This is a genomic window from Draconibacterium mangrovi (assembly GCF_010586825.1).
In the GTDB taxonomy this organism is placed as follows: Bacteria; Bacteroidota; Bacteroidia; order Bacteroidales; family Prolixibacteraceae; genus Draconibacterium; species Draconibacterium mangrovi.
Genome location: NZ_JAAAGB010000004.1, coordinates 1 through 23,110, shown reverse-complemented (window position 1 = coordinate 23,110; position 23,110 = coordinate 1). Strand labels below are relative to the sequence as shown.

The following is a 23,110-nucleotide window of genomic DNA, read 5'->3' as shown; positions in this document are numbered from 1 at the left end:
CGCACAAACACTGCTTAATTTCACTTAACCGGATTGAACGCAACAAAAACCAAAAACAATTACCATGTCAGAATTTAAACGTAACCTCAGACTGGGATGGAGAAATATCCTGAAAAATAAATTCTTTTCCTTTTTAAATATTGGTGGTGTGGCCATCGGGATTGCCGTTACCACACTCATCCTTTTTTGGGTGGTTGACGAACTTAGTTTCGACAAATTTAACGCCAACCTCGGGCAAATGTACCAGGTTTACGAACACCAGGTTTATTCCGACGGGCAGGATCTGCATACCGGATGCACTCCTTTTCCATTGGCCAACGAGTTAAAACAAACCTATCCTGAAATTGAAAATGCCACCACTTATACCAGCCTTGGCGGTTTGCCCGTAAAATACGAAACCACCGAATACAAAGACATCAGTCTGACCCTGGCCGACAAGGAGTTCGTAAATATTTTCTCGTTCGAACTTATTGAAGGAGACCTAAATGCTATTGAAGCACCCGATAAAATTTTAATCACACCAAAAATTGCTCAGCTGTTCTTCCCCAATGAATCGCCAATTGGCAAAATGCTAACCATTTACGGCAACTACACCTTTATGGTTGGAGCAGTTATCGATTATCCCAAAGACCACTCGTCAACACAGTTTGATATTTTGGCATCGATAAAAGTAGCCGAGCAACTGGGTGCCGATCTCACGCGCTGGGGAAACAACTGGCCTTTCACCTGTCTGCTGCTTACCGAAGGCACCGATGCCAATCAACTGGAGAGCAAACTCACCGGTTTTCTACAGGAAAAAGGACAAGAGAATACATCCATTTACCTGTTCCCGTATGCAAAACGCCATTTGTATACTTTTTCCGGAGAAAACAACCGTATACAATACATCTACCAGTTTTTGGCTATCGCGCTTATCATTGTCCTTATTGCATCTATCAATTTTGTGAATTCATCAACTGCCAGCTCCGAAACACGCCGGCCGGAAGTTGGAATCCGTAAAGTTTTGGGAGCTACAAAAGCGAATCTTACATCGCAGTTTTTCTACGAAAAAGGTCTGATGATTCTAATTAGTATCGTATTGGGAGCTGCTTTGGTACTGGCTTTTACACCTCTTTTCGGACAACTTTCCGACAAACATATTTCCTTGTCGTTATTGGGTAACAAATACCTCATTTTTATGCTGATCGCAATGATCCTTACGACACTCATCTTATCAGTGGCCTACCCCTCGTTGTACATTTCGTCGTTTGCACCGGCGCGGGTATTAAAAAAAGCGGCCCGAAAAAGTGCCAGCCGAATCAGTTTCAGGAGCCTGCTGGTAGTGGTTCAATTTACATTATCAATCATTCTGATTATTTGCACTATTGCAGTGAATTCGCAACTAAAATTCATCAATAATTACGATTTGGGGTACAACCAGAATAACCTGGTTTACATCAATCTTGATGATGCGACAAAAACAAAACATGAGGCGCTTTCGGCATCGTTAAAAAATATTAGCGGCGTGGAAAACCTTACAAAAGCAGACAAACTTCCGTTTTGGGGTGGAAACTCGTCGTGGGGTTACGACTGGCAAGGTAAAGACCCCGAGAACAAAGTATTGATTTGCGCCATGCGTGTTGACCGTGAGTATTTCGAAACGCTTGGAATTTCAATGGCTGAAGGACAAAGTTTTTCGCCTTCCACGGAGTTGACAGAAGATAATGAAAGTGAATTCTCAAACGAGGTTATCCTTAACCAGGAAGCCATTCGCCGGATGAAAATGACCGATCCGATTCAGAAATACTTTGGTAGAAATGGCGGCGAAAGAGCACGAATTGTGGGAGTTGCAAAAGATTTTCATTTCGAGTCGTTACGCAACGGAATTGAGCCTATGGTAATGATCCCATTAAATCAAAATCCCGATGTTTTGATAATGCGGATACGACCCGAGAATTTTAGTCAGACAATTGCCGCAATAAAGGAAAACTGGAAAACGATTATTCCCGACTCCAACATTGAACTTGGCTTTTTTGATCAGCGACTGGAGGACATGTACAACTCCGAACTGCGCATCTCAGGACTGTTCCAATACTTTTCGTTTGTTGCCATATTTATTGCCTGCATAGGTTTGTTTGGGCTATCGGTTTTTGCCATCGAACGAAAGCGAAAAGAAATCGGCATTCGAAAAGTGAACGGATCAAAAGTTTCGCAAATTCTGGCTATGCTCAACAAGGATTTTATCAAATGGGTACTTATTTCATTTGTAATTGCATCGCCGCTGGCATGGTATGTAATGAGCAGTTGGTTACAAAATTTTGCCTACCAAACTGAGCTTCACTGGTCGATTTTTGCACTGGCAGGTTTTCTTACCATAGCTATTGCATTGCTGACCGTTTCGGTGCAGAGTTATAAAGCTGCAACCCGCAACCCTGTTGAGGCACTCAGATATGAGTGACGAAATTCCGATCAAAGCATCTGGGTTGAAGCACTGCGATACGAATAAGAAAAAAGTAATTATAAAAGCGGGATTCCATTGTTATCACTTTGGAGTCCCGCTTTTCTCATAAAAAAATCCCAGGTAACAACACAAAAAATAAGACAAAAAGGTTCGGCTATTCATCACTTTTAACCTCGTATTTGTCTCATCATTTCAAATTTTATCACGATTTTTATAAAATTAGGGGTTCAAAAGAAAACAGAAAATGAAAGATACAACCCGTCTAATAATAGTTGGAGGATTTTTGGGAGCAGGAAAAACCACCTTGCTTTTTAATGCCACCCAAAGGTTAATGAAGGAAGGAAAAAGAGTGGGTTTGGTTACCAACGATCAGGCATCGGAACTGGTTGACACCTCATTTCTGTTGCGCACAAAAGTAGATGTTGCGGAGGTTAGCGGCAGCTGTTTTTGTTGCAACTACCAGGGATTTATCGATTCTGTATATCAAGTAAAACATGACGCTACTGCCGATGTAATTATTGCCGAACCCGTTGGCAGTTGCACCGATCTGTCGGCAACTTTAATGCAGCCTTTAAAAGAAAATTACAGTAAAGATTTGTTGCTTTCTCCACTCAGCGTTCTTGCCGATCCTGTTCGACTAACGGATATTTTAAACGGCGGAACTGCCGGACTACATCCGAGTGCAGCCTATATTTTCAAAAAGCAACTGGAGGAAAGCGATATTATTCTCATTTCAAAAGCAGACCTTTTGAACAAGAATGAGCTGGACAAACTGAAACAAAAAGTTGAAGCTGCTTATCCTTTTGCTACCGTACTTGCCGTCAGTTCAAAAACCGGCGAAGGTTTACATGAATGGTTGAAGTTACTTGAAACTAACACCAATGCCGGACAGCGTATTGTTGAAATTGATTACGATACCTATGCCGAGGGAGAAGCTGTATTGGGATGGCTCAACGGATCTGCAACGTTGCAAGGGAAACAGGTTGACTGGAACAAACTTATTAACGACTTTTTAAACCGATTAGCGGCAAAAATCGATGAAAAACAAATTGGTGTAGGTCACATAAAACTTTTACTTGAAAACAATCAAGATTACATCACCGGAAATATTACGGGCTCATCCAAAACACTTTCGATAAGAGGAAATGTGGGCAAATCTGATAGCGCACAACTCACAATAAATGCACGCGTTGAAATTGCGCCTGAAAAGCTGGACCGCTTAATAAAAGAAACGCTGGAAGATGTTTCCGGAACTGAAATTGAAACAACAATTAAAGCCTGGAAATACCTTAGTCCCGGATATCCAAAACCAACCCACAGGTACAAAAATGTGTTCTGTCTGGGAAAAGAATAATTCGCAAAAAGGGTAATTGTAAATAAAGTGTTTGAGCGTGAAGTGTGTAGCTATTGGCTATGCACTTTTTTTTCCTGAAAGCCCCCATCTTTTTATGTGTATTGCTGTTTGCGTTTCGTCCGGGAGAACCATCTGGCTTCGATCTGCTTTCTTCGCCGGACGATTTCCCTTCTGTCGTTTCATCCCGGCGCTACGCACCGGGTTATTCACATTCGACGCTTCCAGCGTCATAAAAAACTTGCAATTCCGACATTCAGGTCAATAAACTCGTCTTAACTTTGTTATTCAGTTCAATATCCCGAAGGGATAAAATGTGACTAACCTCGGGTGAAACCCGGGGGTGGTGTGCGGTAATTTAAAGGCGCAATCAGTAAGCTATTAATAGCACAATCGTTGTGTGCGCCTTGTAATCTGTCCATTTTTATGAAATGCTGTCAACAGGCCTCACTTTCATCTCTATTTATGATAATTGGGAATCATGAATGTTTTGTTTTAGCCAACAAATAACTTTGCCGAAACTTTTGAGTTATTGGGCGTTACAAAAACTGCATCTAAACTTTTAATAATTTATTGCCATCCGTTTAATCATTATAGAGCGTAAACGGTTATAAATGGGTAGATTTGCAACACAATTTTTAAAATGCGCAAAACCCAACGAAAAAAAAGAACCGAAGGAAAACAGCGGGCAGGCCTGTTTCAGGTGCTGGGACCATACAAAGCACTGGTAACCGCATTAATTATAATGGCACTGGCCGGTAGCGGGATTAACCTGCTTATTCCGCGAATTATTGCCCGTGGAATCGACTCATTTACTGCTAACCAATTTGACGCAAAAACGGTTATCACCGAATTTATTCTGGCCGCATCAGGCATATTTATTTTCACTTTTCTTCAGGGAGTGGTGCAAACATTAGCCGCCGAAAAAGTTGCTAAAGACCTGCGCAATAAATTGTCGGACAAAATTTCAAAACAGAGTTATTCGTTTGTTTTAAAAGCCAATCCTTCTAAACTTTTAACCAACCTGACCTCCGATATGGATTCGGTAAAAATGTTTGTATCTCAGGCATTCGTTTCCATCATCTCATCGTTGTTTATCATTTTCGGCGTAGCTGTTCTGTTGATTTCTATTAACTGGAAACTGGCGTTGGCCGTGCTCACTATCGTGCCGATTTTGTCGGTGGCCTTTTATATTGTTTTCAAAAATGTAAAAGTGCTATTTAAGAAAAGCCGTGAGATTATCGACGCGCTCAACCGCGTTATCAACGAAAGTATTCTGGGCTCGGCTCTTATACGGGTTTTGAATTCGCAACAACCTGAAATTCTCAAATTTGCAGAAAAAAATGTTGAATCGCGCGATTTGGGACTTGCCATTGTTCGCTTGTTTTCGGTGCTCATTCCCATCGTAACATTTGTGGCCAACGTTGCCATTGTCATCATTTTGGCGCTTGGCGGACATTTTGTGGTTATGGACACCCTTTCGCTGGGTAATTTTGCAGCCTTTAACAGCTACGTAATGATGTTGATCTTTCCGATTATGATGATCGGATTTATGAGCAATATTATTGCCTCGGCAACAGCTTCTTACGGCCGGATCAGGCAGGTTTTGGATGCTCCGCCGCCGGTTGACAACGGTGCTGTAGAAACAGATATATCGGGAGATATTAAACTTCAGAATATTACGCTGAGCTTTGACAAAAAACCGGTGCTAAAAAATATTTCGTTCGAGATAAAAGCCGGAAGCAAAACGGCGATTATCGGACCAACAGCTGCCGGAAAAAGTCAGTTGCTTTATTTGCTTACCAATCTTATACCACCGGATTCCGGTTCGATCACCATCGACAATATTCCGGTTAAAGATTATTCAACAGAAATTTTAAACCGACAGCTTGGTTTTGTTTTTCAGGATAATGTGATTTTTAATATGAGCCTGCGTGAAAACATTGCGTTTAACGACCAGGTTTCGGAGGAAGATTTAAACAAAGCCATTGCCACAGCTGAACTGGCTGATTATATAAAAACCTTACCCGACGGTTTAAACACCATTGTTTCGGAACGGGGAACCAGCCTTTCAGGTGGGCAAAAACAACGTATTATGCTGGCGCGCGCACTGGCTTTAAACCCAAAAATACTTTTGCTCGACGATTTTACTTCGCGGGTCGACCGAAAAACCGAAGATAAAATCCTTGCCAATATTCATCAGAATTACCCGGAGCTTACGCTGCTTTCCATCACACAAAAAATAGCTCCCGTCACCCGATTCGACCAGATCATTCTTCTGATGGAAGGCGAAGTGGTTGCATCAGGGAAACACGAACGTTTGAAAGAACATTCGCCCGAATACATTCAGATTTATAACTCACAAAAAAGCACCAGCCATTATGAATTATAATCTGAATCGCACACCCGATAAAAATGAGAAGAAGCTTCCGTTTCTGAAATCACTAAAGAAACTGGTGGCTATTATCAGTGGCGAACGGCGCAACCTGATTATCGCCTTTGCAGCAATTGCAATAAATGCTGCATTAAGTCTGGCAGGCGCATATATAATTGGGTATACAGTAGACAATTATGTGCAAACCAAAGATTACCACGGCATATTGCTTTTTGCCGGAATTTTGCTGACGATGTATGTGGTGGCATTTTTTGTGAATTACGCGCAAATGATTATGATGGGCGGCATCGGGCAACGTATGTTGTATAGCCTCCGTAACTCGGTATTTCATAAACTGCAGGAATTACCGCTCGACTTTTTTAACCAAAATAAATCGGGCGACCTGATATCGCGTATCAATAACGACACACAAAAGGTAAACGAGTTCTTTTCGCAATCGCTGATGCGTTTTATTGGCGGAATTATTACCATGACCGGTGCAGGAATTCTGCTTCTGGTAATCAACCTTCCACTTGGATTGGCAGCACTCTCTCCTGCCCTGTTTCTTTTGGTTTTTACTAAAATTATTTCGCCGTGGATACGCAGAAAGAACGAGGCCAGTTTAAAAAGTCTGGGCGACCTTTCTGCCGAAATACAGGAAAGCCTGGCGAATTTTAAGGTGGTGGTTGCTTTTAACCGCCGCGACTATTTCCGAAAACGTTTTTCCGAAGTAAATGAGGAAAATTATAAGCAATCGGTTTATGCCGGAATTGCCAACAATATTCTCAATCCGGTTTATACTTTTGCGGCCAACCTGGGGCAACTAATTGTTTTGGCGCTGGGTATCTACCTCATCATACAGGGCAATTTTAGCATTGGTTTGCTGATCAGTTTTATTGCCTATGTGATGAACTTTTATAACCCATTACGACAACTGGCCATACTTTGGGCAAACTTTCAACAGGCGTTGGCTGCGTGGGATCGCATCTCGTATCTGCTTTCACTGGAAAACAATCTGGAAGTTGCAAAAGAAAAGGAAATACAAAAAAATGCTTCGCTGGTAAACTTTAACGATGTTTCGTTTTGCTACCCGAACGGCAAAGAGGTGTTACACAAAGTTAGCTTCGATCTGGAGCGTGGAAAAACTTATGCTTTTATCGGGCCAACCGGTGGCGGAAAAACAACTACCGCATCGTTGATTGCACGTTTATACGACGCCACAAAAGGCACGATCCTTTTGGATGGAAAAGACATAAAATCATACGATCCTGCTGAAAGAACTGCAAAAATCGGGGTGATTCTTCAGGACCCCATTTTATTCTCGGGAACGGTAAGGGAAAATATTTTATATGGCAACGAAACCATGTCGGCTTTAAGCAACGAAGAGCTGCAACAATCGCTTAAAGAAGCAGGGTTGGGAAGTTTGCTGCAACGTTTTGATAGTGGTTTGGAAACGCCCATTCAAATGACGGGCGACGGAATAAGCCTGGGGCAAAAACAGCTGATCGCTTTTATGCGTGCCATTTTACGAAAACCGGAGTTACTAATTCTTGATGAAGCGACAGCAAATATCGATACCGTTACCGAGCAACAACTCGAAACGATCATCAATAACCTACCGGCATCAACATCAAAAGTTATCATTGCACACCGCTTGAACACCATTGAAAATGCCGATGAAATTTTCTTTGTAAACTCGGGAGAAATAACAGCTGCCGGCTCGCTGGACAAAGCTCTTGATCTACTGATGAAGGGAATTAACGAAAGTTAAGGCTGTTTGCCCACAATCTCAACACTTATTTTGCCCTGTTCATTATCGGGCTCAGCTTATTCGTTATTTTAGATTCGCCTTTCGGGAATGTCCGACGAACTGTTTTCTCCTAAGTTTCTAATTTCGGACACCCCAAAAGCAATGGTTTCGATTAACAAACAGGTTTTCCGCGTTTACGGAAAGCCTGAAAAAAATTACAGACAGCCTTTCCGCACACCCGGAAACGTTGTTTTAAACTTCAAACTAACTTTCCGCAGCCGCGGAAACCTTCTTTTAAATGTCAGGCTAACTTTCCGTGATTGCGGAAACCATGAAATAAAGTAACGGCAACCTTTCCGCACCAGCGGAAACCTTGTTTTTATCCTCTCAACATAACACCACCTGCCACATTCATTAACAAACAAGTAGTATTTTCTGCAAATTGATTCATGTCGTATTTTCTCATCTCCGCGAGGAATCGTATTTTTCGGAAAATTTTGCAAATGAAACTTTCATTTCTGTTCCTGTTTCTACTTTTTACACTTGGTGTTGCCGCGCAAGGCAGCAGTGTGAAAATTGCTTTGTTGAAATACAATGGCGGCGGCGACTGGTATTCCGACCCCACTGCCCTGCCCAACCTCATTGAGTTTTGTAACGAAAACCTGAATACCAACATAAATCCGGAGCCATCGACCATTGAAATTGGCAGCCCCGAGTTGTTTAATTTCCCCTTTGTGCATTTAACCGGGCACGGCAACATTATTTTATCGGAAAGCGATGCAATGAATTTGCGCGTTTACCTTGAAGGCGGTGGTTTTTTGCACATCGACGATAATTACGGACTGGATGAATATATCCGTCGCGAAATGAAAAAGGTTTTCCCCGACAAGGAGTTTGTAGAACTGCCACCGTCGCACGAGATTTTTCATCAGAAATACGATTTTAACGAAGGCATTCCGAAAATACACGAGCACGATAATAAACCACCACAGGCATTTGGATTATTTGTCGACGACCGGTTGGTTTGCCTATACACTTACGAAACCGATTTAGGCGATGGCTGGGAAGATATCGACGTGCACAACGATCCGGAGGACCTGCGCCAAAAAGCGTTAAAAATGGGCGCCAACATTATCGCCTATGTATTCGGACAATAAATAATATATCAGTTTTTCAATTTATCAATTTAACAGTTTAGCAATTTAATTCATGAAAGTAGTAGCCTTTAACGGAAGCCCACGACGCAACGGAAATACATCGCTGTTAATAGAAGAAACGTTTAAGATCTTTCGGGCGGAAGGAATAGAAACCGAAGTTATTCAGCTGGGAAACAAACCCGTTCACGGCTGCACGGCTTGTGGCAAATGCCGCGAAATTCAGGACCGCAAATGCCACATTAAAAATGATCTGCTAAATCTTTGCATCGAAAAAATGATTGAAGCCGATGGGATTATTTTGGGTACGCCGGTTTATTTTGCCGATGTGAGCACCGAGATTAAAGCTTTAATTGATGTGGCCGGTTATGTTACACGTGGCAATGGTCATTTGCTAAAACGAAAAGTTGGTGCCGGTGTAATTTCAGTGCGACGTGGCGGTGCATTGCCCACTTTTGATACTATGAATCGATTCTTCCTGATTAACCAGATGATCGTTCCCGGTTCAAGTTACTGGAACTTTGCATTTGGCAAAAACCAGGGCGATGTGCTACAGGATGAAGAAGGAATAAACACCATCCGGACGCTGGCGGAGAATATGAGCTGGCTGATGAAAAAGGTTGTAACTGATTGATTGGAGATTGAAATAGATTGAAGAAAGATTGAATATAAAATTCTTAATTGTTTTAATTGAAAGCTTTGTCAGAGATTTATGAAAAGTTTTAAAAATGAAATAGCAGAGAAAATTTGTTACACTGATCTTGTTTATGGCAGAATAAATAAGAAACTAAATATTGAGCTTCCAAACGACAAAATCGAAGAAATGGTTTGCTCCATTATAAACGAAACCGAAGAAACCAATCTTCAACTAAAAGGTAAAAACATCTACATTACCAATAAAACACGTAAGGTCAGGCTTACAATTAATAAAAACACGTTTAGAATAATTACCGCAGACAGACTGAAATAAATCTAAAACGCTATTACATGGATTGATAAATTGTCAAATTGATAAACTGTCAACTGTGCCTGCCGACTGCAACTAATCACTTGTTCCCAATTAATCCTTAATCCTTCACCAATAATCCTTTATCAATAATCCTTCCTCTACTTTTGCCCTTTTCCTTTATACTTTTGCCTTAAAACTACTCTTCTTTCTTTGCTTCTTCCCAAATCTCGTCCATTTCTGCAAGACTCATATCGTGAAGGCTTTTTCCCTGCATCAACGTTTTGCTTTCGAGGTAATTAAAGCGCTTTATAAATTTAAGGTTGGTACGTTCCAGCGCTGCTTCCGGATCGATGTCGTACAAACGGGCAGCATTTACAACGGCAAACAGTAAATCTCCAAACTCGGCCTCCATTTTATCTTTATCGGCTTTGTTGATCTCAACGCTCAACTCGTCAACTTCCTCTTTTACTTTATCCCAAACCTGTTCTTTATATTCCCAGTCGAAACCCACACCACGCACTTTTTCCTGAATACGGTTGGCTTTAACCAGCGCCGGCATGGCAGCAGGCACTCCTTCCAGAACGCGTTTATTGCCGCCTTTCTCTTTCAGTTTTAAGGCTTCCCAGTTTTCAGCAACTTTATCGGCCGAACCATCAACATCAACATCTCCAAATATATGCGGATGACGGTATATCAATTTTTCGTTTATGCCTTCCAGCACATCTCCCATGTCAAAAGCACCTTTTTCAGATCCGATTTTTGCATAAAAAACAATGTGCAGCATAATGTCGCCCAATTCTTTTTTTATCTCCTGCAAATCGTTTTTCAAAATGGCATCGCCCAGCTCGTAGGTTTCCTCTATCGTTAGTTTGCGCAACGACTCCAGTGTTTGTTTTTTATCCCACGGACATTTGTCGCGCAATTCGTCCATTATTTCAAGTAAGCGTTTAAACTCTTCTACTTTTCGTTCCATTCAATAAGGTTTCAAATTTCATCCGAAGTTAAGGATTCCGATGTTTAACAAACAAAAACGGTATTTAAAGTTCACAGATTTATTAATAAATTTTATCTTGCCAGTATAACAATAAATATAAACACATGATTTTAGGAGTTTGCGAATGGCTTAGTGGAAAACTAGGATGGAGCGTTAAAGTAATTAGAATTGCATTTGTTATTGCTGCATTATTTGCCGGTGCTGGAGTGGGCTTATACCTAATACTTTGGCTCGTAAAAATGTTCTCGAAATAAAAAAGCCGACAATTTACACATCGGTCAGAAATTGAATATCAAAGCCTTCCAACATTCGATAGTGGCAATTTATTTTCGTAAATTTGCCGTGCTTAAATTTTTAAGAAGACACATTGGATAAACAAATTTTACTGGAAGGAATTGATCTCCTTGAGTTTTTTGGAGTAAACAATTCGAAAATTGAACTGATAAAAAGGCTTTTCCCAAAAATTAAGATCACAGCACGGGGCCACGCCTTGTTCGTTCAGGGGGAACCAAAGGAAATCAAAGCTTTTGAGAAAAAGTTCGCCCTCATTCTCGATCATTATTACCAGTACAATATGCTCTCGGAAGAAATTATTCACGAGCTATTGGATTCGGGAGTGTCATCGTTTGAAGATAACAGCAATGGCGAACCCGATATTATTGTTTTTGGAAACAGCGGGAAACCTGTTCGTGCCCGCACCCCCAACCAACGCCGCTTGGTGGAAGCCAGTGCCAATAACGATTTGATTTTTGCCATTGGTCCGGCCGGAACCGGAAAAACCTACACCGCCATAGCCCTGGCTGTACGAGCGTTAAAAAACAAAGAAATACGTAAGATAATTTTGAGTCGCCCTGCAGTTGAAGCCGGTGAAAACCTGGGTTTTCTTCCAGGCGATTTAAAGGATAAAATCGATCCGTATCTGCAACCACTTTACGATGCTTTGCAGGATATGATCCCTCCGAAAAAACTGGAGGAATTTCTGAAAGACGGTGTGATACAAATTGCCCCGCTGGCTTTTATGCGTGGACGAACATTGAGTAACGCCTATGTTATTCTCGACGAAGCACAGAATACCACAGTCAACCAGCTAAAAATGTTTTTAACCCGAATGGGCCTCAACGCTAAGTTTATTATTACCGGCGATGTTACGCAGATCGACCTCCCGCGAAAAAGTCATTCAGGGTTGATACAGGCCCTGAAAATTTTGAAGGGAATTAAAAATATTGGGAACATATATTTCGATAAAAAAGACATTGTACGTCACCGTTTGGTGCGCGACATTGTAGAAGCTTACGATAAACATGACGAGGAGAAAATTGAGATAAAAACTGAAGCCAAAGAAAAAAACAAGCAGTAGATCATTCTATAAAAGAAATTTGAATTTCGAAGGATCCTGTATCCAGTATCAAAAATCGAGTATCCAGAATCAAGTTTTACAATTTTCTGAATTAAACAAAAACCAGCTAAATTTGTAATAAAATCGGAAACAGATTATAACGCCGGCAATAAGTATAAATACAACAATAAATATTCAACAAAAATGGGTAACGCACTTACAAAAACAAGTTTCAATTTCCCGGGACAAAAAAGCCACTACAAAGGTAAAGTTCGCGACGTTTACAACATCAACGACGATTTTTTGGTGATGGTTGTTTCCGATCGTATTTCAGCATTCGACGTGGTGCTGCCAAAAGGAATTCCTTTTAAAGGTCAGGTACTTAACCAGATAGCAGAGAAATTTCTGGACGCTACTGCTGATATTGTTCCGAACTGGAAAATAGCAACACCCGATCCGAACGTAACCGTTGGGCATTTTTGCGAAACTTTCCCGGTAGAAATGATCGTGCGTGGTTATTTAACCGGAAGTTCGTGGAGATTGTACAAAAATGGCGGTCGCGATATCTGTGGCGTTCCACTTCCTGAAGGTTTGAAAGAGCACCAGGCTTTTCCTGAGCCGCTGTTAACGCCAACTACAAAAGCTGAACAAGGCGCTCACGACGAAAATATTTCGCGCGAAGAGATCATCAAACAAGGATTGGTTTCGGAAGAAGACTATAAAGAACTGGAACGTATTTCGCTGGCACTTTTTAAACGCGGTAGCGAAATGGCCAAAGAAATGGGATTGATTTTGGTGGATACCAAATACGAATTCGGTAAAAAAGACGGACAGATTTACCTGATCGACGAAATTCACACACCCGACTCATCGCGTTATTTCTACGCCGATGGTTACCAGGAGCGTTTTGACAAAGGCGAAAACCAAAAGCAACTTTCGAAAGAATTTGTTCGCGAGTGGTTAATGGAAAACAATTTCCAGGGCCGCGACGGCGATGTTCTTCCAGAAATTCCGGAGTCGTTTGTTAACGAGGTATCAGAAAGATACATTGAATTGTATGAAAATATCACCGGCGACAAATTTGTAAAATCGGATACTTCAAAAATTGAAGAACGAATTGAATCGGCCGTTAATGATTTTTTGAAACAAGCTTAAAAGAATAACGATCATAAACTGAAGACACCTGCTTAATTTTAAGCGGGTGTTTTTGTTTTCAGATCATATGGTTACATTAGTGGCAAAATGTAAAGAATAACAACAACATGAAAAAACTGACGATATTTATTTTACTGGCGTTCTTCGCGCTAAATAATTATGCACAAGACGAATTCACCCTGGTAAAAGAAGGCGACACTGCCCCCGACTTCTCCATTACTTTGGAAGATGGCTCGGTAAAAAAGCTATCAGATTTGAAAGGAAAAGTAGTGTGGATTAACTTTTTTGCCACCTGGTGTCCGCCATGCCGCAAAGAGTTACCGCATCTTGAAAAGGAAGTTTATCTAAAACTGAAGCAAAACGAAAATTTTGAGGTTTTGGTAATTGGCCGCGAACACGATTGGGAAACGGTAAATAAATTTAAAACCGATAACAATTACACACTCCCCTTCTACCCTGATGCCGACCGTGAGATCTTTTCGAAATATGCCAAACAAAACATTCCGCGTAACTTCATTATCGATAAAGACGGAAAAATTGCAGTCGCTTCTATCGGTTTTAATGAAGACGAATTCAACAAGATTATTGAGAAGGTGAATGAACTGATAAACTAGGATTTAAACAATATTAATAAAAGAGCTGTTTGTATTTTACAAGCAGCTTTTTTTATGCTTTAGAATGAACACAAAACGCTGATAATTAATTTACTCACTAAAAACATAACTTTTATGAAAAAACTGCAATTAAAAATCCTGGTTCTCTTCTTTGCAGGAGCATTAATTTACTCGTGTAACGACACCTTTGTAAGCGACGAAAACGCTGATGACACAGTAGAACTTAAATCCGCGTCATCATCGAAAAACAGTTACATAGTTGTACTGAACGATGCCGACCTAACGGCAGAATTAGCACAGTTAAAAGGTTACGAAAAGAAACAAAATGCTGTGAAAGTCAGTTCTGCAAAAATATTGGAACGTGCAGGTATTACCGATGGTGAAATTGGCCACGTATACGGCACTGCCTTAAAAGGATTCTCAGTAAAAATAGCTCCCGGACAATTAAAGAAACTCGAAAATGATGCTTCGGTAGCTTACATCGAGCAAGACAAAGTAATTGCATTGGCACCACCTCCAGGAAAAGGGCCTAATAGTGGTGGTGGCGACACAGGAGGCGGAACTACTGCGCAGGAAACACCCTGGGGAATTTCCCGTGTTGGCGGAGCTGACGACGGAACCGGAAAAGTTGCCTGGATAATTGATAGCGGAATTGATCAGGACCATCCGGATTTGAATGTAGATAAAAATAGAAGTGAGACATTTTTGGGAGGAAAATCAACTCCTGATGACCAAAACGGACACGGAACTCATGTTGCCGGAACAATTGCGGCAATTGATAATTCAGAAGGTGTTGTGGGCGTTGCAGCCGGAGCAACGGTTGTTGCGGTTCGCGTGCTCGACCGCCGGGGAAGCGGTACAGTTTCAGGAGTTGTAGCCGGAGTAAATTATGTAGCAGCCAATGCCTCGTCAGGCGATGTGGCAAATATGAGTCTTGGCGGAGGCGTTTCTACTACACTCGATAATGCTGTGCTAGCAGCCTCTTCAAGCTGCACCTTTGTGCTGGCCGCCGGTAACGAAAGCGATGATGCAAACAATCATTCTCCCGCACGTATTGGCGACGAAAGCACAAAAGTTTACACCATTTCGGCTTGCGATAGTAATGATGACTGGGCCTATTTCTCGAATTACGGAAGTGCCGTTGATTATTGTGCACCCGGTTACCGCATTAAGTCAACCTGGAAAGACGGAGGTTATAATACCATCAGTGGAACATCGATGGCTGCACCACACGCAGCAGGTGTTTTGTTAATGGGCCCGGCAAGTTCAAGTGGTACTGTTAACGGAGATCCTGACAACGATCCGGATCCGATTATTCATTTGTAATTAAGTACTATAAATAGCTCAAAGCCCGGATTTAAACTCCGGGTTTTTTATTGTTTTTCGCCTAGCAGGATTTCTGCAATTTTATGTAGTTCATTCCCCACCTTGGCACGTGAATCGTTGGTTATTACGGCTACCACCATTTTCTCCTCCGGGTAAATAATAAGATTTGAGCACCCTCCTACCGAACCTCCACCATGGCCATAATATTCGCGTCCAAATTCATCGGTCCCCGAAAAGAATCCCATTCCATATGTTGTTTTTTCTCCGTTTTTTAAGGTTTGAGGTGTAATCAGTTGTTGTTTTACTTCTTCGGGGAAAAGCGTATTATTCAGCATTGCATTCCCAAACTTTACCAAATCTGCTGAGGTTGAAATAAAACCACCGCCAGCCCATTTGTAACTGTTATCGACGAATGGTGCATTTATAACTTTCCCCTCATTCATGTCATAATAACCGGCACGAAACAGGATGAGCGAATCCATACGTTCGGCAGTTGTCTCGGTCATTTCTAAAGGATCGAAAACACGCATCTGCATAAAATGCAGAAACTCCTCGCCTGAAGCACCTTCCATTACAGCACTTAAAAGATTAAATCCATAGCTCGAGTAACTGTACTTTGTTCCCGGCTCAAACAATAAGGTATCATTCATAAAAATTTCCAATCCATCTCTCACCGTTGGATAGTACTTTGACGACAGGAATTCATCCCCATTATAATGGCGTATTCCAGCCAAATGCCCGGCCACCTGTCGCGTAGTAATTTCGTATTTCTTTTCCGGGAAATCAGGTACATATTTTTGAACCGGCGCATCAAGATCGATCTTTCCTTCCTCTATCAAAATACCCAATCCGGCCGCTGTAAGTGCCTTAGAAATACTTCCTATTCTGAATTTGGTTTTTCTCGGATAAACAGGCACCTGTTGCTCGTAATGGCCCAAACCAAATCCTTTCGACAAAACAATCTCATTATCAATTGAAACAGTTGCAGTCCACCCTACCGATTCGCTTTCAACACGTAATTGTTCGATGTAGTCTTTAACCTCCTTTATTTTTGGATCTTCTTTGGCACACGAAGTTCCAATGAATAACAATAAGATTAGCAGATAGTACAGGTTTTTCATTTTGGTATAATTTAGATTACTGATTCCGCAACGCGAAGAAGCTATATAAAGTTACAAGAAAAACAGCATTTCAAAAACAGCACACATTAAAGAATAAACCATCTTTTTTGCTCTTTTTGTCAATTTGTGTATTTTTGCCGCGCATTTTAAACACAGGTAACATGTTTTTACACAACCGGGTAAACAAGGAAGAACTAAAAAAAAGGCTGGCTGAAGAAACCTTTCAGCGAAAAACGATTTCGTTTTATCGATATCACATTCTTGAAAATCCACAGGAATTTAGAGATGAATTGTTTCGTGATTGGTTTCCGCTTGACTGTTTTGGCCGTATTTATGTGGCCCGCGAAGGAATTAACGCACAAATGAGCGTGCCGGAACACCACTGGGACGCTTTTGTGGAGTCCTTGAAAAAGTATGAAATCCTGCAAGACATTCCGATTAAATATGCCATTGAAGACGATGGAAAATCGTTTTATAAACTAACCATTAAAGTGCGCCCAAAACTGGTTGCCGATGGTTTGGACGACGATGCCTACGATGTTACCAATGTAGGTAAACACTTGTCGGGTGTAGAGTTCCACGAATACATTGGTCAAGAAGATACGGTCGTTGTTGATATGCGCAACTACTACGAAAGCGAGATCGGTCATTTTGAAGGTGCTATTTGCCCGGAAGCGGATACTTTTCGTGAAGAACTGGAAATTGTAACCGACTTGCTGGAAGACAAAAAAGATAAAAAAGTGCTGTTGTATTGTACCGGTGGAATTCGCTGCGAAAAAGCCAGTGCGTACCTAAAACACCAGGGATTTAGAGATGTTAACCAGTTGCATGGCGGAATTTTAGAATATGCCCGACAGATAAAAACGGAAAACCTTGATTCAAAATTTATTGGTAAAAACTTTGTGTTCGACGAACGTTTGGGCGAAAGTGTAAACGGCGAAATTATTTCAAAATGCCACCAGTGCGGAAAAGCCTGCGATTCGCATACCAATTGCGATAATCACGGTTGTCATATACTGTTTATTCAATGCCCCGAGTGTGCCGAGAAATACCACGGTTGCTGCACACCCCAATGTGCCGACGAAAAAATGCAGGGCACCGGCCGTCCGTCCGATTTACGCATTGGTTTTGGCAACAGCCGCAAGTTCAGAAAAAGCCTTTCGTTAATGCAACTCGAGCAACAGAAATAGTTTCGTTGTGCACTTCTATATGTTTTGATAATTTTGTGGCATGAACAATTTTTGGCAAGAGTTTGATGGCCCTGCTTTTTCGCTGGCCCCCATGGAGGATGTTACCGATACGGTTTTTCGTGAAATTGTAATGGGAATGACAGCACCGGGGAAATTACACATGGTTTTTACCGAGTTCACTTCTGTTGAAGGGATGAATCATCCGGTTGGCAGAGAACGTGTTTCGGAACGGTTGATCGTAAATGAGTCGGAACGGGCTCTGCTCAAAAAACTCAACATTAAAATTGTGGCGCAAATCTGGGGACGAAACCCGGAAATTTACCACAACATTGCCAAATACATTACCGAAAATTACGATTTCGACGGCATCGACATTAACATGGGATGCCCCGTAAAAAAGGTATTTAAAATTGGCGCCTGCAGCGCTTTGATTGGCGAACCGGCGCGTGCCAAAGAAATAATTCTGGCCACAAAAGAAGGCACCCACCTACCCGTGAGTGTAAAAACACGCACCGGAATAAAAGAGCACATTACCGAAAACTGGATAGCCAACCTGCTGGAGGTTGATCCGGCAGCTATTATTTTACATGGCCGGACGCAACGTATGCAATCGGATGGCGATGCCAGCTGGGAGGAAATTGCAAAAGCCGTTCAACTAAAAAACAGCTTAAAACCACATATTCCCGTTCATGGAAACGGCGATGTTATGTCGTACCAACAGGGACTTGAACGCGTGAACCAAACCGGCGTAAACGGAGTAATGATCGGTCGTGGAATTTTCCACAATCCCTGGTTTTTCAATCCCGGGAAAGAAGAAATTTCGATGGAAGACCGGATTGCTAAATTACTGGAACACACGCGGCTTTTTGAGCAAACCTGGAGCCCCGACAAAAATTTCAATATCCTGAAACGCTTCTATAAAATCTACCTCAATTCATTTCCTGGTGCGGCAAAAATGCGTGCCGATGTGATGGAAATGAAATGTTATGACGAGGTATATTCTTATTTCGAGTAATTGCTCGATCTGAAATACCAGATCATTTCAACCAAAAGTATCATCCTTAGTAAGGGTGTTCCTTTGATAAGTTGTCATAACTTAGTAAACCAAAATCAATAGTTATGACTAATCCATCCAACCGTCGCAGTTTATCAGAAACAGTTCATTTACAGGCTGTGCAATTTTGCTTTCCGGTAAACTTTCTGCCTTTACATTTCCTCAGGATGAACTTCCCGATCCGAAAAAACTGAATTATTGTGGCTACACCTGCCCTGCCGATTGTCAGTTTCTGGAAGCATCAGAAAAAAATGATGTAGAACTAAAGAAAAAAGCTTACGAACAATGGAAAATAGAAGAACATTACGGAATTTCATTTGATGCCGAAAAGATATTTTGTTTCGGGTGTAAAAATTCCGATAAGCCTGCCGGTGTTGTTCTTACTAATTGTACGGTTCGTGCGTGTGCCAAAGATAAACAGTTCGACTCGTGCATTCAGTGCAAGCAACTAAAGAACTGTGATAAAGACCTTTGGAAAAGATTTCCTGATTTTCACAAATCAGTTGTCACAATGCAGAAAAAGTATTTTGAAGGTAAAGCCTAAAATTTCTTCATAAAACTGTAATTATTTGGCACTTACTTCTACTTTTATTTCTAAAAAACCGAAATAACTGTTATGAAGAATTTGTTCCTGCTTTTCATCTGTCTTATTGTTTTTTCATGTAATTCAAACAAAACCGAAATTTACCAGTGGCGCGGCGAAAACCGCAAAGGGATTTTTAACGAGCAAAACCTTTTAAAAGAATGGCCCCAAGAAGGACCAGCCGAACTTTGGTATATTGAAGGTATTGGAGATGGATATGGCACGCCAACAATAACCGATTCTGAGATTTTTATAACCGGAGCTCTCGACAGCACTGCCACTTTATTCTGTATCGATTTAAACGGGCAGAAAAAATGGGAAGTTTCACTCGGTAAAGAATGGGTAAGCAGCTACCCGGGATCGCGTTCGCAACCAACTATTGTCGACGATTTAATTTATGTGGGTTCGGGAATGGGAAATTTGTTTTGCCTGAAACGCTCGAACGGAGAGCTGGTTTGGGAAAAACGATTTATGACAGATTTTAATGGTATCTATCCGCGTTTTGGCCACTCGGAAGCCCCTGTAATTGATGGCGACAAAGTTTTCTGGACACCCGGTGGAAAAGAGTACAATGTGGTTGGTTTAAACCGTTTTACAGGAGAATTACTATGGAGCAATGCCGGACATAGCGAACGATCGGGCTACAATCCGGGAACGCTTATTGAACTTCCAACACGCCATATCTTTGTTACATTCTCTGCTTATAATATGATGGGATTTGATGCTGAGACAGGAGAACTGTTATGGACACATGCGCAGGATAATGTTCCGCTCGACAAACGTCAGCCAGGCATGGGCGATACACACAGCAATTGTGTCATTTACGACTCAGGTTACCTATACTACGCCGCCGGAGACGGAAATTGCGGTGTAAAACTTCAACTCTCGGAAGATGGAACAGCCATTAAAGAAGTGTGGCGCAATACAGGTTTCGACAGTTATATGGGCGGTATTGTAAAAATTGACGATCATTTATACGGTAGCGCCACCTCGAAAAAGTTTTTCAGAAGCATTGATGCAACAAGTGGCGAATTGAGCGACTCGCTAAAATTGGGTTGGGGCGCACTTATTTCAGCCGATGATCTGCTATACTATTATGGTCAAAACGGAACATTGTCATTAGTTGGTTTCGATGAAACCGGAAAAATGAATCCGATCAGCGATTTTAAAATTACCCGGGGAACAAAGGAGCACTTCTCGCACCCGGTAATTAAAAACGGTGTTTTATACCAGCGCCATGGTCAGGTGCTGATGGCTTTCGATATAAAAGATAAGGCTTAAAGTTCTACATATTTCAGAAACTCTTCGCGTACGCTTTTGTCTTTAAATTTTCCGGAATACTCGGCAGTAACAGTACTGCTGCTTTCATCCTGAATTCCGCGCGAAGATACGCACATGTGTTTGGCATCGATAACAACGGCCACATCATCGGTTTTAAGTATTGTTTTTAGCTCGTTGGCAATTTGCACCGTTAAACGTTCCTGTACCTGCGGACGGCGTGCAAAATAGTCGACAATACGGTTGATTTTGCTCAATCCGATCACTTCGCCCGATGAAATGTACGCTACGTGTGCTTTTCCTACAATCGGTAGAAAATGATGCTCGCAAGTGGAATTCATATTGATGTTCTTTTCCACCAACATTTCGCCGTAATTGAATTTATTTTCGAAGACAGAGACTTTCGGCTTATTGGCCGGATTTAATCCGCTGAATATTTCCTTCACAAACATTTTGGCCACACGATGTGGCGTTCCACTCAAACTGTCATCGTTCAAATCGAGTCCCATTGTTTCCATTATATCGCGAAACTTCTCTTCAATAATTTCCATTTTTCGTTCGTCGCTCAGTTCAAAAGCGTCTGCGCGCATTGGAGTATCAATTGAAGTTGCAACGTGATTATCGCCTATGGTCTCATGTTTATCATGTCCGTTTGTTTTACCATTCCTTACAGCTCCTGTATTGGTAAATATTATTTCTTCTCTGTAACTCATAATTTCTGTTTCTAGTTTCTACGAGTTAATAAACAGACCAAAAACCATTTTGTTTAATCTATAAAAACAAAATATTAAACAAACTACTTCTTTTTTACAAGACACCTATGAACTTCCCAAAACCACCTAATGAAACTCTCTGGTTTTTAATCACATAAAAAGACGTACAAAAAAATCAAGTTTAAACGGCTCAATCCCTTATCGCCATTCGTTTATACCGCGAAAAAAGAATTCGATTTTTTTTGCCATTTTTTTTCATTTTTCTTTGCCAGTGTAAAAACAATTTCTACTTTTGCACACGCTTTAACAAAGCAACGACGTTCAAAAAAAGTATTGGGGGATAAGTTTTAATAATATTGCTGAAAAGCGAATTAAAATTTGGCAACGATATTCACTTTTGGAGAGGTGGGTGAGTGGCTGAAACCACCAGTTTGCTAAACTGACGTACGGGTAACTGTACCGGGGGTTCGAATCCCCCCCTCTCCGCATTATATATTTCGGGATGTAGCGCAGTCCGGTTAGCGCACCTGCTTTGGGAGCAGGGGGTCCCAGGTTCGAATCCTGGTATCCCGACCTAATAATCAAAGAGTTACAAGATTTATTTCTTGTAACTCTTTTTTGTTTGCATATAATTTGCATACAAATCGAATTATTTTTTAATCAGCTTTTGCAAACAAAAAACGCTCCACTCATTGTAACTATCATCTTCTGTACGAGTAATTATCCATGAATTAAAAATTATTAATCATGGACAATCAAATTACATCAAAAGGCATGATGATAGATATTTTATCGCAGCGTAACTTCGCAAGGCAATTAATAGGTAAAGGGAAAGATTACGATGAAATCCTTAAACTACTTCTCGAAAAAGATTACTACTACGATGAAGATCTCCCCTATCCTTCAGTAAAAGAAATAATTGAAACATTAAAAATTAGTTATTCAGTCTTTAAGAGAAAGATTTCTCTGTTATATGATGACTTATCTGAGGTATTTTCAAATAATATCGACTACACTATTGAAAACGTTGAATATATCTTCTCTCTCGAATTCTTGGGGAATTGGGCTTACGTCAAATTAAGAAACCTTCCATCACCACCTCGTGTTGGGGACGAAATTACTATTCCTTATTTCAAAGAAAAGGTGCAAGCACAGAGCTTCTACGTTAGATCAATACATCATGAATTTACAGACGATTTACAAATAGTCAATATTGAATTGGTAGTTGGACATTACAATCTTTACTGGAACATGTTGCGTGATGAGAAATACGTAAAATTGTAAATCTTCAGCCTAATTTGGACACGTTGGTATAAAAATTAAGAGATGGTTTTCTTAATTTAATCACCATTAAAAAGTTCAAAAATGACTGTAAAAAAACAAAGTGCCGAAGCCAAGATTAAAGAGATTAAGAGGCACACAAGAAAGAAGTATTCAGCAGAGGAAAAAATCAGGATTGTAATTGAAGGACTGAGAGGAGAAGAAAGTATAGCTGGCCTCTGCAGGCGAGAAGGCATTAATGCCAACCTATACTACAAATGGAGCAAGGATTTTATGGAAGCTGGCAAAAGCCGTTTAGCAGGCGATGTTAAGCGTGAAGCCAACTCTGTTGAGGTACATGATTTAAAGAACGAAAACACTGACTTAAAACTGCTTGTTGCAGAGCAAAGTCTTCATATCAGGGCACTTAAAAAAAGCGCAATTGGTTCCGAACAAACTATAGATTTA

At 41.0% G+C, this 23,110-nt stretch carries 21 protein-coding genes and 2 tRNA genes; 20 read left to right on the top strand and 3 right to left on the bottom strand.

Annotation, left to right across the window (positions count from 1 at the left end):
- The first annotated feature begins 64 nt into the window (after positions 1-64).
- The 7 genes from G4420_RS11705 (at position 65) to G4420_RS11675 (ending at position 10,039) form a co-directional block, all read left to right on the top strand.
- Positions 65-2,437 (top strand): ABC transporter permease, encoded by a 2,373-nt coding sequence (locus G4420_RS11705; protein WP_163323836.1) that lies wholly within the window; start codon positions 65-67, stop codon positions 2,435-2,437.
- 247 nt (positions 2,438-2,684) lie between these two features.
- Complete coding sequence (locus G4420_RS11700; protein ID WP_163323835.1) at positions 2,685-3,794, top strand: GTP-binding protein; 1,110 nt, start codon at positions 2,685-2,687, stop codon at positions 3,792-3,794.
- A gap of 640 nt (positions 3,795-4,434) precedes the next feature.
- Complete coding sequence (locus tag G4420_RS11695; protein WP_163323834.1) at positions 4,435-6,183, top strand: ABC transporter ATP-binding protein; 1,749 nt, start codon at positions 4,435-4,437, stop codon at positions 6,181-6,183.
- Positions 6,173-7,936 carry an ABC transporter ATP-binding protein gene (locus G4420_RS11690; RefSeq protein WP_163323833.1) on the top strand — a complete coding sequence of 588 codons (1,764 nt, stop codon included), beginning with the start codon at positions 6,173-6,175 and terminating at the stop codon, positions 7,934-7,936. The genes G4420_RS11695 and G4420_RS11690 overlap by 11 nt, the downstream gene beginning before the upstream one ends.
- Positions 7,937-8,418: 482 nt before the next feature.
- Complete coding sequence (locus G4420_RS11685) at positions 8,419-9,072, top strand: DUF4159 domain-containing protein (RefSeq protein ID WP_163323832.1); 654 nt, start codon at positions 8,419-8,421, stop codon at positions 9,070-9,072.
- Positions 9,073-9,124: 52 nt separating this feature from the next.
- Entirely contained in the window at positions 9,125-9,703 is a 579-nt protein-coding gene (locus tag G4420_RS11680; protein ID WP_163323831.1) for a flavodoxin family protein, read from the top strand.
- A gap of 78 nt (positions 9,704-9,781) precedes the next feature.
- Entirely contained in the window at positions 9,782-10,039 is a 258-nt protein-coding gene (locus G4420_RS11675; protein ID WP_163323830.1) for a DUF3781 domain-containing protein, read from the top strand.
- 175 nt (positions 10,040-10,214) lie between these two features.
- On the opposite strand, the gene mazG is transcribed toward G4420_RS11675, so the two are convergent.
- Complete coding sequence (gene mazG / locus G4420_RS11670; protein WP_163323829.1) at positions 10,215-10,991, bottom strand: nucleoside triphosphate pyrophosphohydrolase; 777 nt, start codon at positions 10,989-10,991, stop codon at positions 10,215-10,217.
- A 125-nt stretch (positions 10,992-11,116) separates the two neighbouring features.
- On the opposite strand from mazG, the gene G4420_RS23570 reads away from it, so the two are divergent.
- The 5 genes from G4420_RS23570 (at position 11,117) to G4420_RS11645 (ending at position 15,443) form a co-directional block, all read left to right on the top strand.
- The gene (locus G4420_RS23570; RefSeq protein ID WP_163323828.1) at positions 11,117-11,266 is read left to right on the top strand and encodes a PspC domain-containing protein; all 150 of its coding nucleotides are present in this window, start codon (positions 11,117-11,119) and stop codon (positions 11,264-11,266) included.
- Between the two features lie 113 nt (positions 11,267-11,379).
- Entirely contained in the window at positions 11,380-12,369 is a 990-nt protein-coding gene (locus tag G4420_RS11660; RefSeq protein ID WP_163323827.1) for a PhoH family protein, read from the top strand.
- A 183-nt stretch (positions 12,370-12,552) separates the two neighbouring features.
- Entirely contained in the window at positions 12,553-13,503 is a 951-nt protein-coding gene (locus G4420_RS11655) for a phosphoribosylaminoimidazolesuccinocarboxamide synthase (protein WP_163323826.1), read from the top strand.
- Positions 13,504-13,610: 107 nt separating this feature from the next.
- Complete coding sequence (locus G4420_RS11650; RefSeq protein WP_163323825.1) at positions 13,611-14,117, top strand: TlpA family protein disulfide reductase; 507 nt, start codon at positions 13,611-13,613, stop codon at positions 14,115-14,117.
- Positions 14,118-14,231: 114 nt separating this feature from the next.
- A complete protein-coding gene (locus tag G4420_RS11645) occupies positions 14,232-15,443 on the top strand; it encodes a S8 family serine peptidase (protein ID WP_163323824.1) in 1,212 nt (403 codons plus the stop codon).
- A gap of 47 nt (positions 15,444-15,490) precedes the next feature.
- Here the strand turns inward: G4420_RS11645 and G4420_RS11640 are convergent, their stop codons facing one another.
- The gene (locus tag G4420_RS11640; protein ID WP_163323823.1) at positions 15,491-16,564 is read right to left on the bottom strand and encodes a serine hydrolase domain-containing protein; all 1,074 of its coding nucleotides are present in this window, start codon (positions 16,562-16,564) and stop codon (positions 15,491-15,493) included.
- Positions 16,565-16,725: 161 nt separating this feature from the next.
- Between G4420_RS11640 and trhO the strand changes: the two genes are divergently transcribed.
- From trhO to G4420_RS11620, 4 genes are all read left to right on the top strand, one after another.
- The gene (gene trhO, locus G4420_RS11635) at positions 16,726-17,754 is read left to right on the top strand and encodes an oxygen-dependent tRNA uridine(34) hydroxylase TrhO (RefSeq protein WP_163323822.1); all 1,029 of its coding nucleotides are present in this window, start codon (positions 16,726-16,728) and stop codon (positions 17,752-17,754) included.
- A 40-nt stretch (positions 17,755-17,794) separates the two neighbouring features.
- Entirely contained in the window at positions 17,795-18,769 is a 975-nt protein-coding gene (locus G4420_RS11630; protein ID WP_163323821.1) for a tRNA dihydrouridine synthase, read from the top strand.
- Between the two features lie 166 nt (positions 18,770-18,935).
- A complete protein-coding gene (locus G4420_RS11625; RefSeq protein ID WP_163323820.1) occupies positions 18,936-19,352 on the top strand; it encodes a DUF3795 domain-containing protein in 417 nt (138 codons plus the stop codon).
- A gap of 72 nt (positions 19,353-19,424) precedes the next feature.
- Positions 19,425-20,672, top strand: a complete 1,248-nt coding sequence (locus G4420_RS11620; RefSeq protein ID WP_163323819.1) for an outer membrane protein assembly factor BamB family protein — start codon at positions 19,425-19,427, stop codon at positions 20,670-20,672.
- Here G4420_RS11620 and folE read toward each other — a convergent pair.
- Entirely contained in the window at positions 20,669-21,382 is a 714-nt protein-coding gene (gene folE, locus G4420_RS11615; RefSeq protein ID WP_163323818.1) for a GTP cyclohydrolase I FolE, read from the bottom strand. The two genes, G4420_RS11620 and folE, sit on opposite strands and share 4 nt — an antisense overlap.
- A gap of 399 nt (positions 21,383-21,781) precedes the next feature.
- On the opposite strand from folE, the gene G4420_RS11610 reads away from it, so the two are divergent.
- From G4420_RS11610 to G4420_RS11595, 4 genes are all read left to right on the top strand, one after another.
- A tRNA-Ser gene (locus tag G4420_RS11610) sits at positions 21,782-21,868 on the top strand.
- A gap of 12 nt (positions 21,869-21,880) precedes the next feature.
- Positions 21,881-21,955: transfer RNA gene (locus G4420_RS11605), tRNA-Pro, on the top strand.
- A 174-nt stretch (positions 21,956-22,129) separates the two neighbouring features.
- On the top strand, positions 22,130-22,666 hold the full coding sequence (locus G4420_RS11600; protein WP_163323817.1) for a hypothetical protein: 537 nt from the start codon (positions 22,130-22,132) through the stop codon (positions 22,664-22,666).
- An 81-nt stretch (positions 22,667-22,747) separates the two neighbouring features.
- Positions 22,748-23,110 (top strand): transposase (locus tag G4420_RS11595; protein WP_163323816.1); only part of this gene is annotated, 363 nt, incomplete at its 3' end.

Coding starts and splice junctions, on each gene's coding strand:
- G4420_RS11650 (WP_163323825.1), top strand. CDS start 13,611: ATGAAAAAACTGACGATATTTATTTTACTGGCGTTCTTCGCGCTAAAT.
- trhO (WP_163323822.1), top strand. CDS start 16,726: ATGTTTTTACACAACCGGGTAAACAAGGAAGAACTAAAAAAAAGGCTG.
- folE (WP_163323818.1), bottom strand. CDS start 21,382: ATGAGTTACAGAGAAGAAATAATATTTACCAATACAGGAGCTGTAAGG.
- G4420_RS11685 (WP_163323832.1), top strand. CDS start 8,419: ATGAAACTTTCATTTCTGTTCCTGTTTCTACTTTTTACACTTGGTGTT.
- G4420_RS11640 (WP_163323823.1), bottom strand. CDS start 16,564: ATGAAAAACCTGTACTATCTGCTAATCTTATTGTTATTCATTGGAACT.
- G4420_RS11680 (WP_163323831.1), top strand. CDS start 9,125: ATGAAAGTAGTAGCCTTTAACGGAAGCCCACGACGCAACGGAAATACA.
- G4420_RS11700 (WP_163323835.1), top strand. CDS start 2,685: ATGAAAGATACAACCCGTCTAATAATAGTTGGAGGATTTTTGGGAGCA.
- G4420_RS11655 (WP_163323826.1), top strand. CDS start 12,553: ATGGGTAACGCACTTACAAAAACAAGTTTCAATTTCCCGGGACAAAAA.
- G4420_RS23570 (WP_163323828.1), top strand. CDS start 11,117: ATGATTTTAGGAGTTTGCGAATGGCTTAGTGGAAAACTAGGATGGAGC.
- G4420_RS11630 (WP_163323821.1), top strand. CDS start 17,795: ATGAACAATTTTTGGCAAGAGTTTGATGGCCCTGCTTTTTCGCTGGCC.
- G4420_RS11600 (WP_163323817.1), top strand. CDS start 22,130: ATGGACAATCAAATTACATCAAAAGGCATGATGATAGATATTTTATCG.
- G4420_RS11705 (WP_163323836.1), top strand. CDS start 65: ATGTCAGAATTTAAACGTAACCTCAGACTGGGATGGAGAAATATCCTG.
- G4420_RS11620 (WP_163323819.1), top strand. CDS start 19,425: ATGAAGAATTTGTTCCTGCTTTTCATCTGTCTTATTGTTTTTTCATGT.
- G4420_RS11675 (WP_163323830.1), top strand. CDS start 9,782: ATGAAAAGTTTTAAAAATGAAATAGCAGAGAAAATTTGTTACACTGAT.
- G4420_RS11690 (WP_163323833.1), top strand. CDS start 6,173: ATGAATTATAATCTGAATCGCACACCCGATAAAAATGAGAAGAAGCTT.
- G4420_RS11695 (WP_163323834.1), top strand. CDS start 4,435: ATGCGCAAAACCCAACGAAAAAAAAGAACCGAAGGAAAACAGCGGGCA.
- mazG (WP_163323829.1), bottom strand. CDS start 10,991: ATGGAACGAAAAGTAGAAGAGTTTAAACGCTTACTTGAAATAATGGAC.
- G4420_RS11645 (WP_163323824.1), top strand. CDS start 14,232: ATGAAAAAACTGCAATTAAAAATCCTGGTTCTCTTCTTTGCAGGAGCA.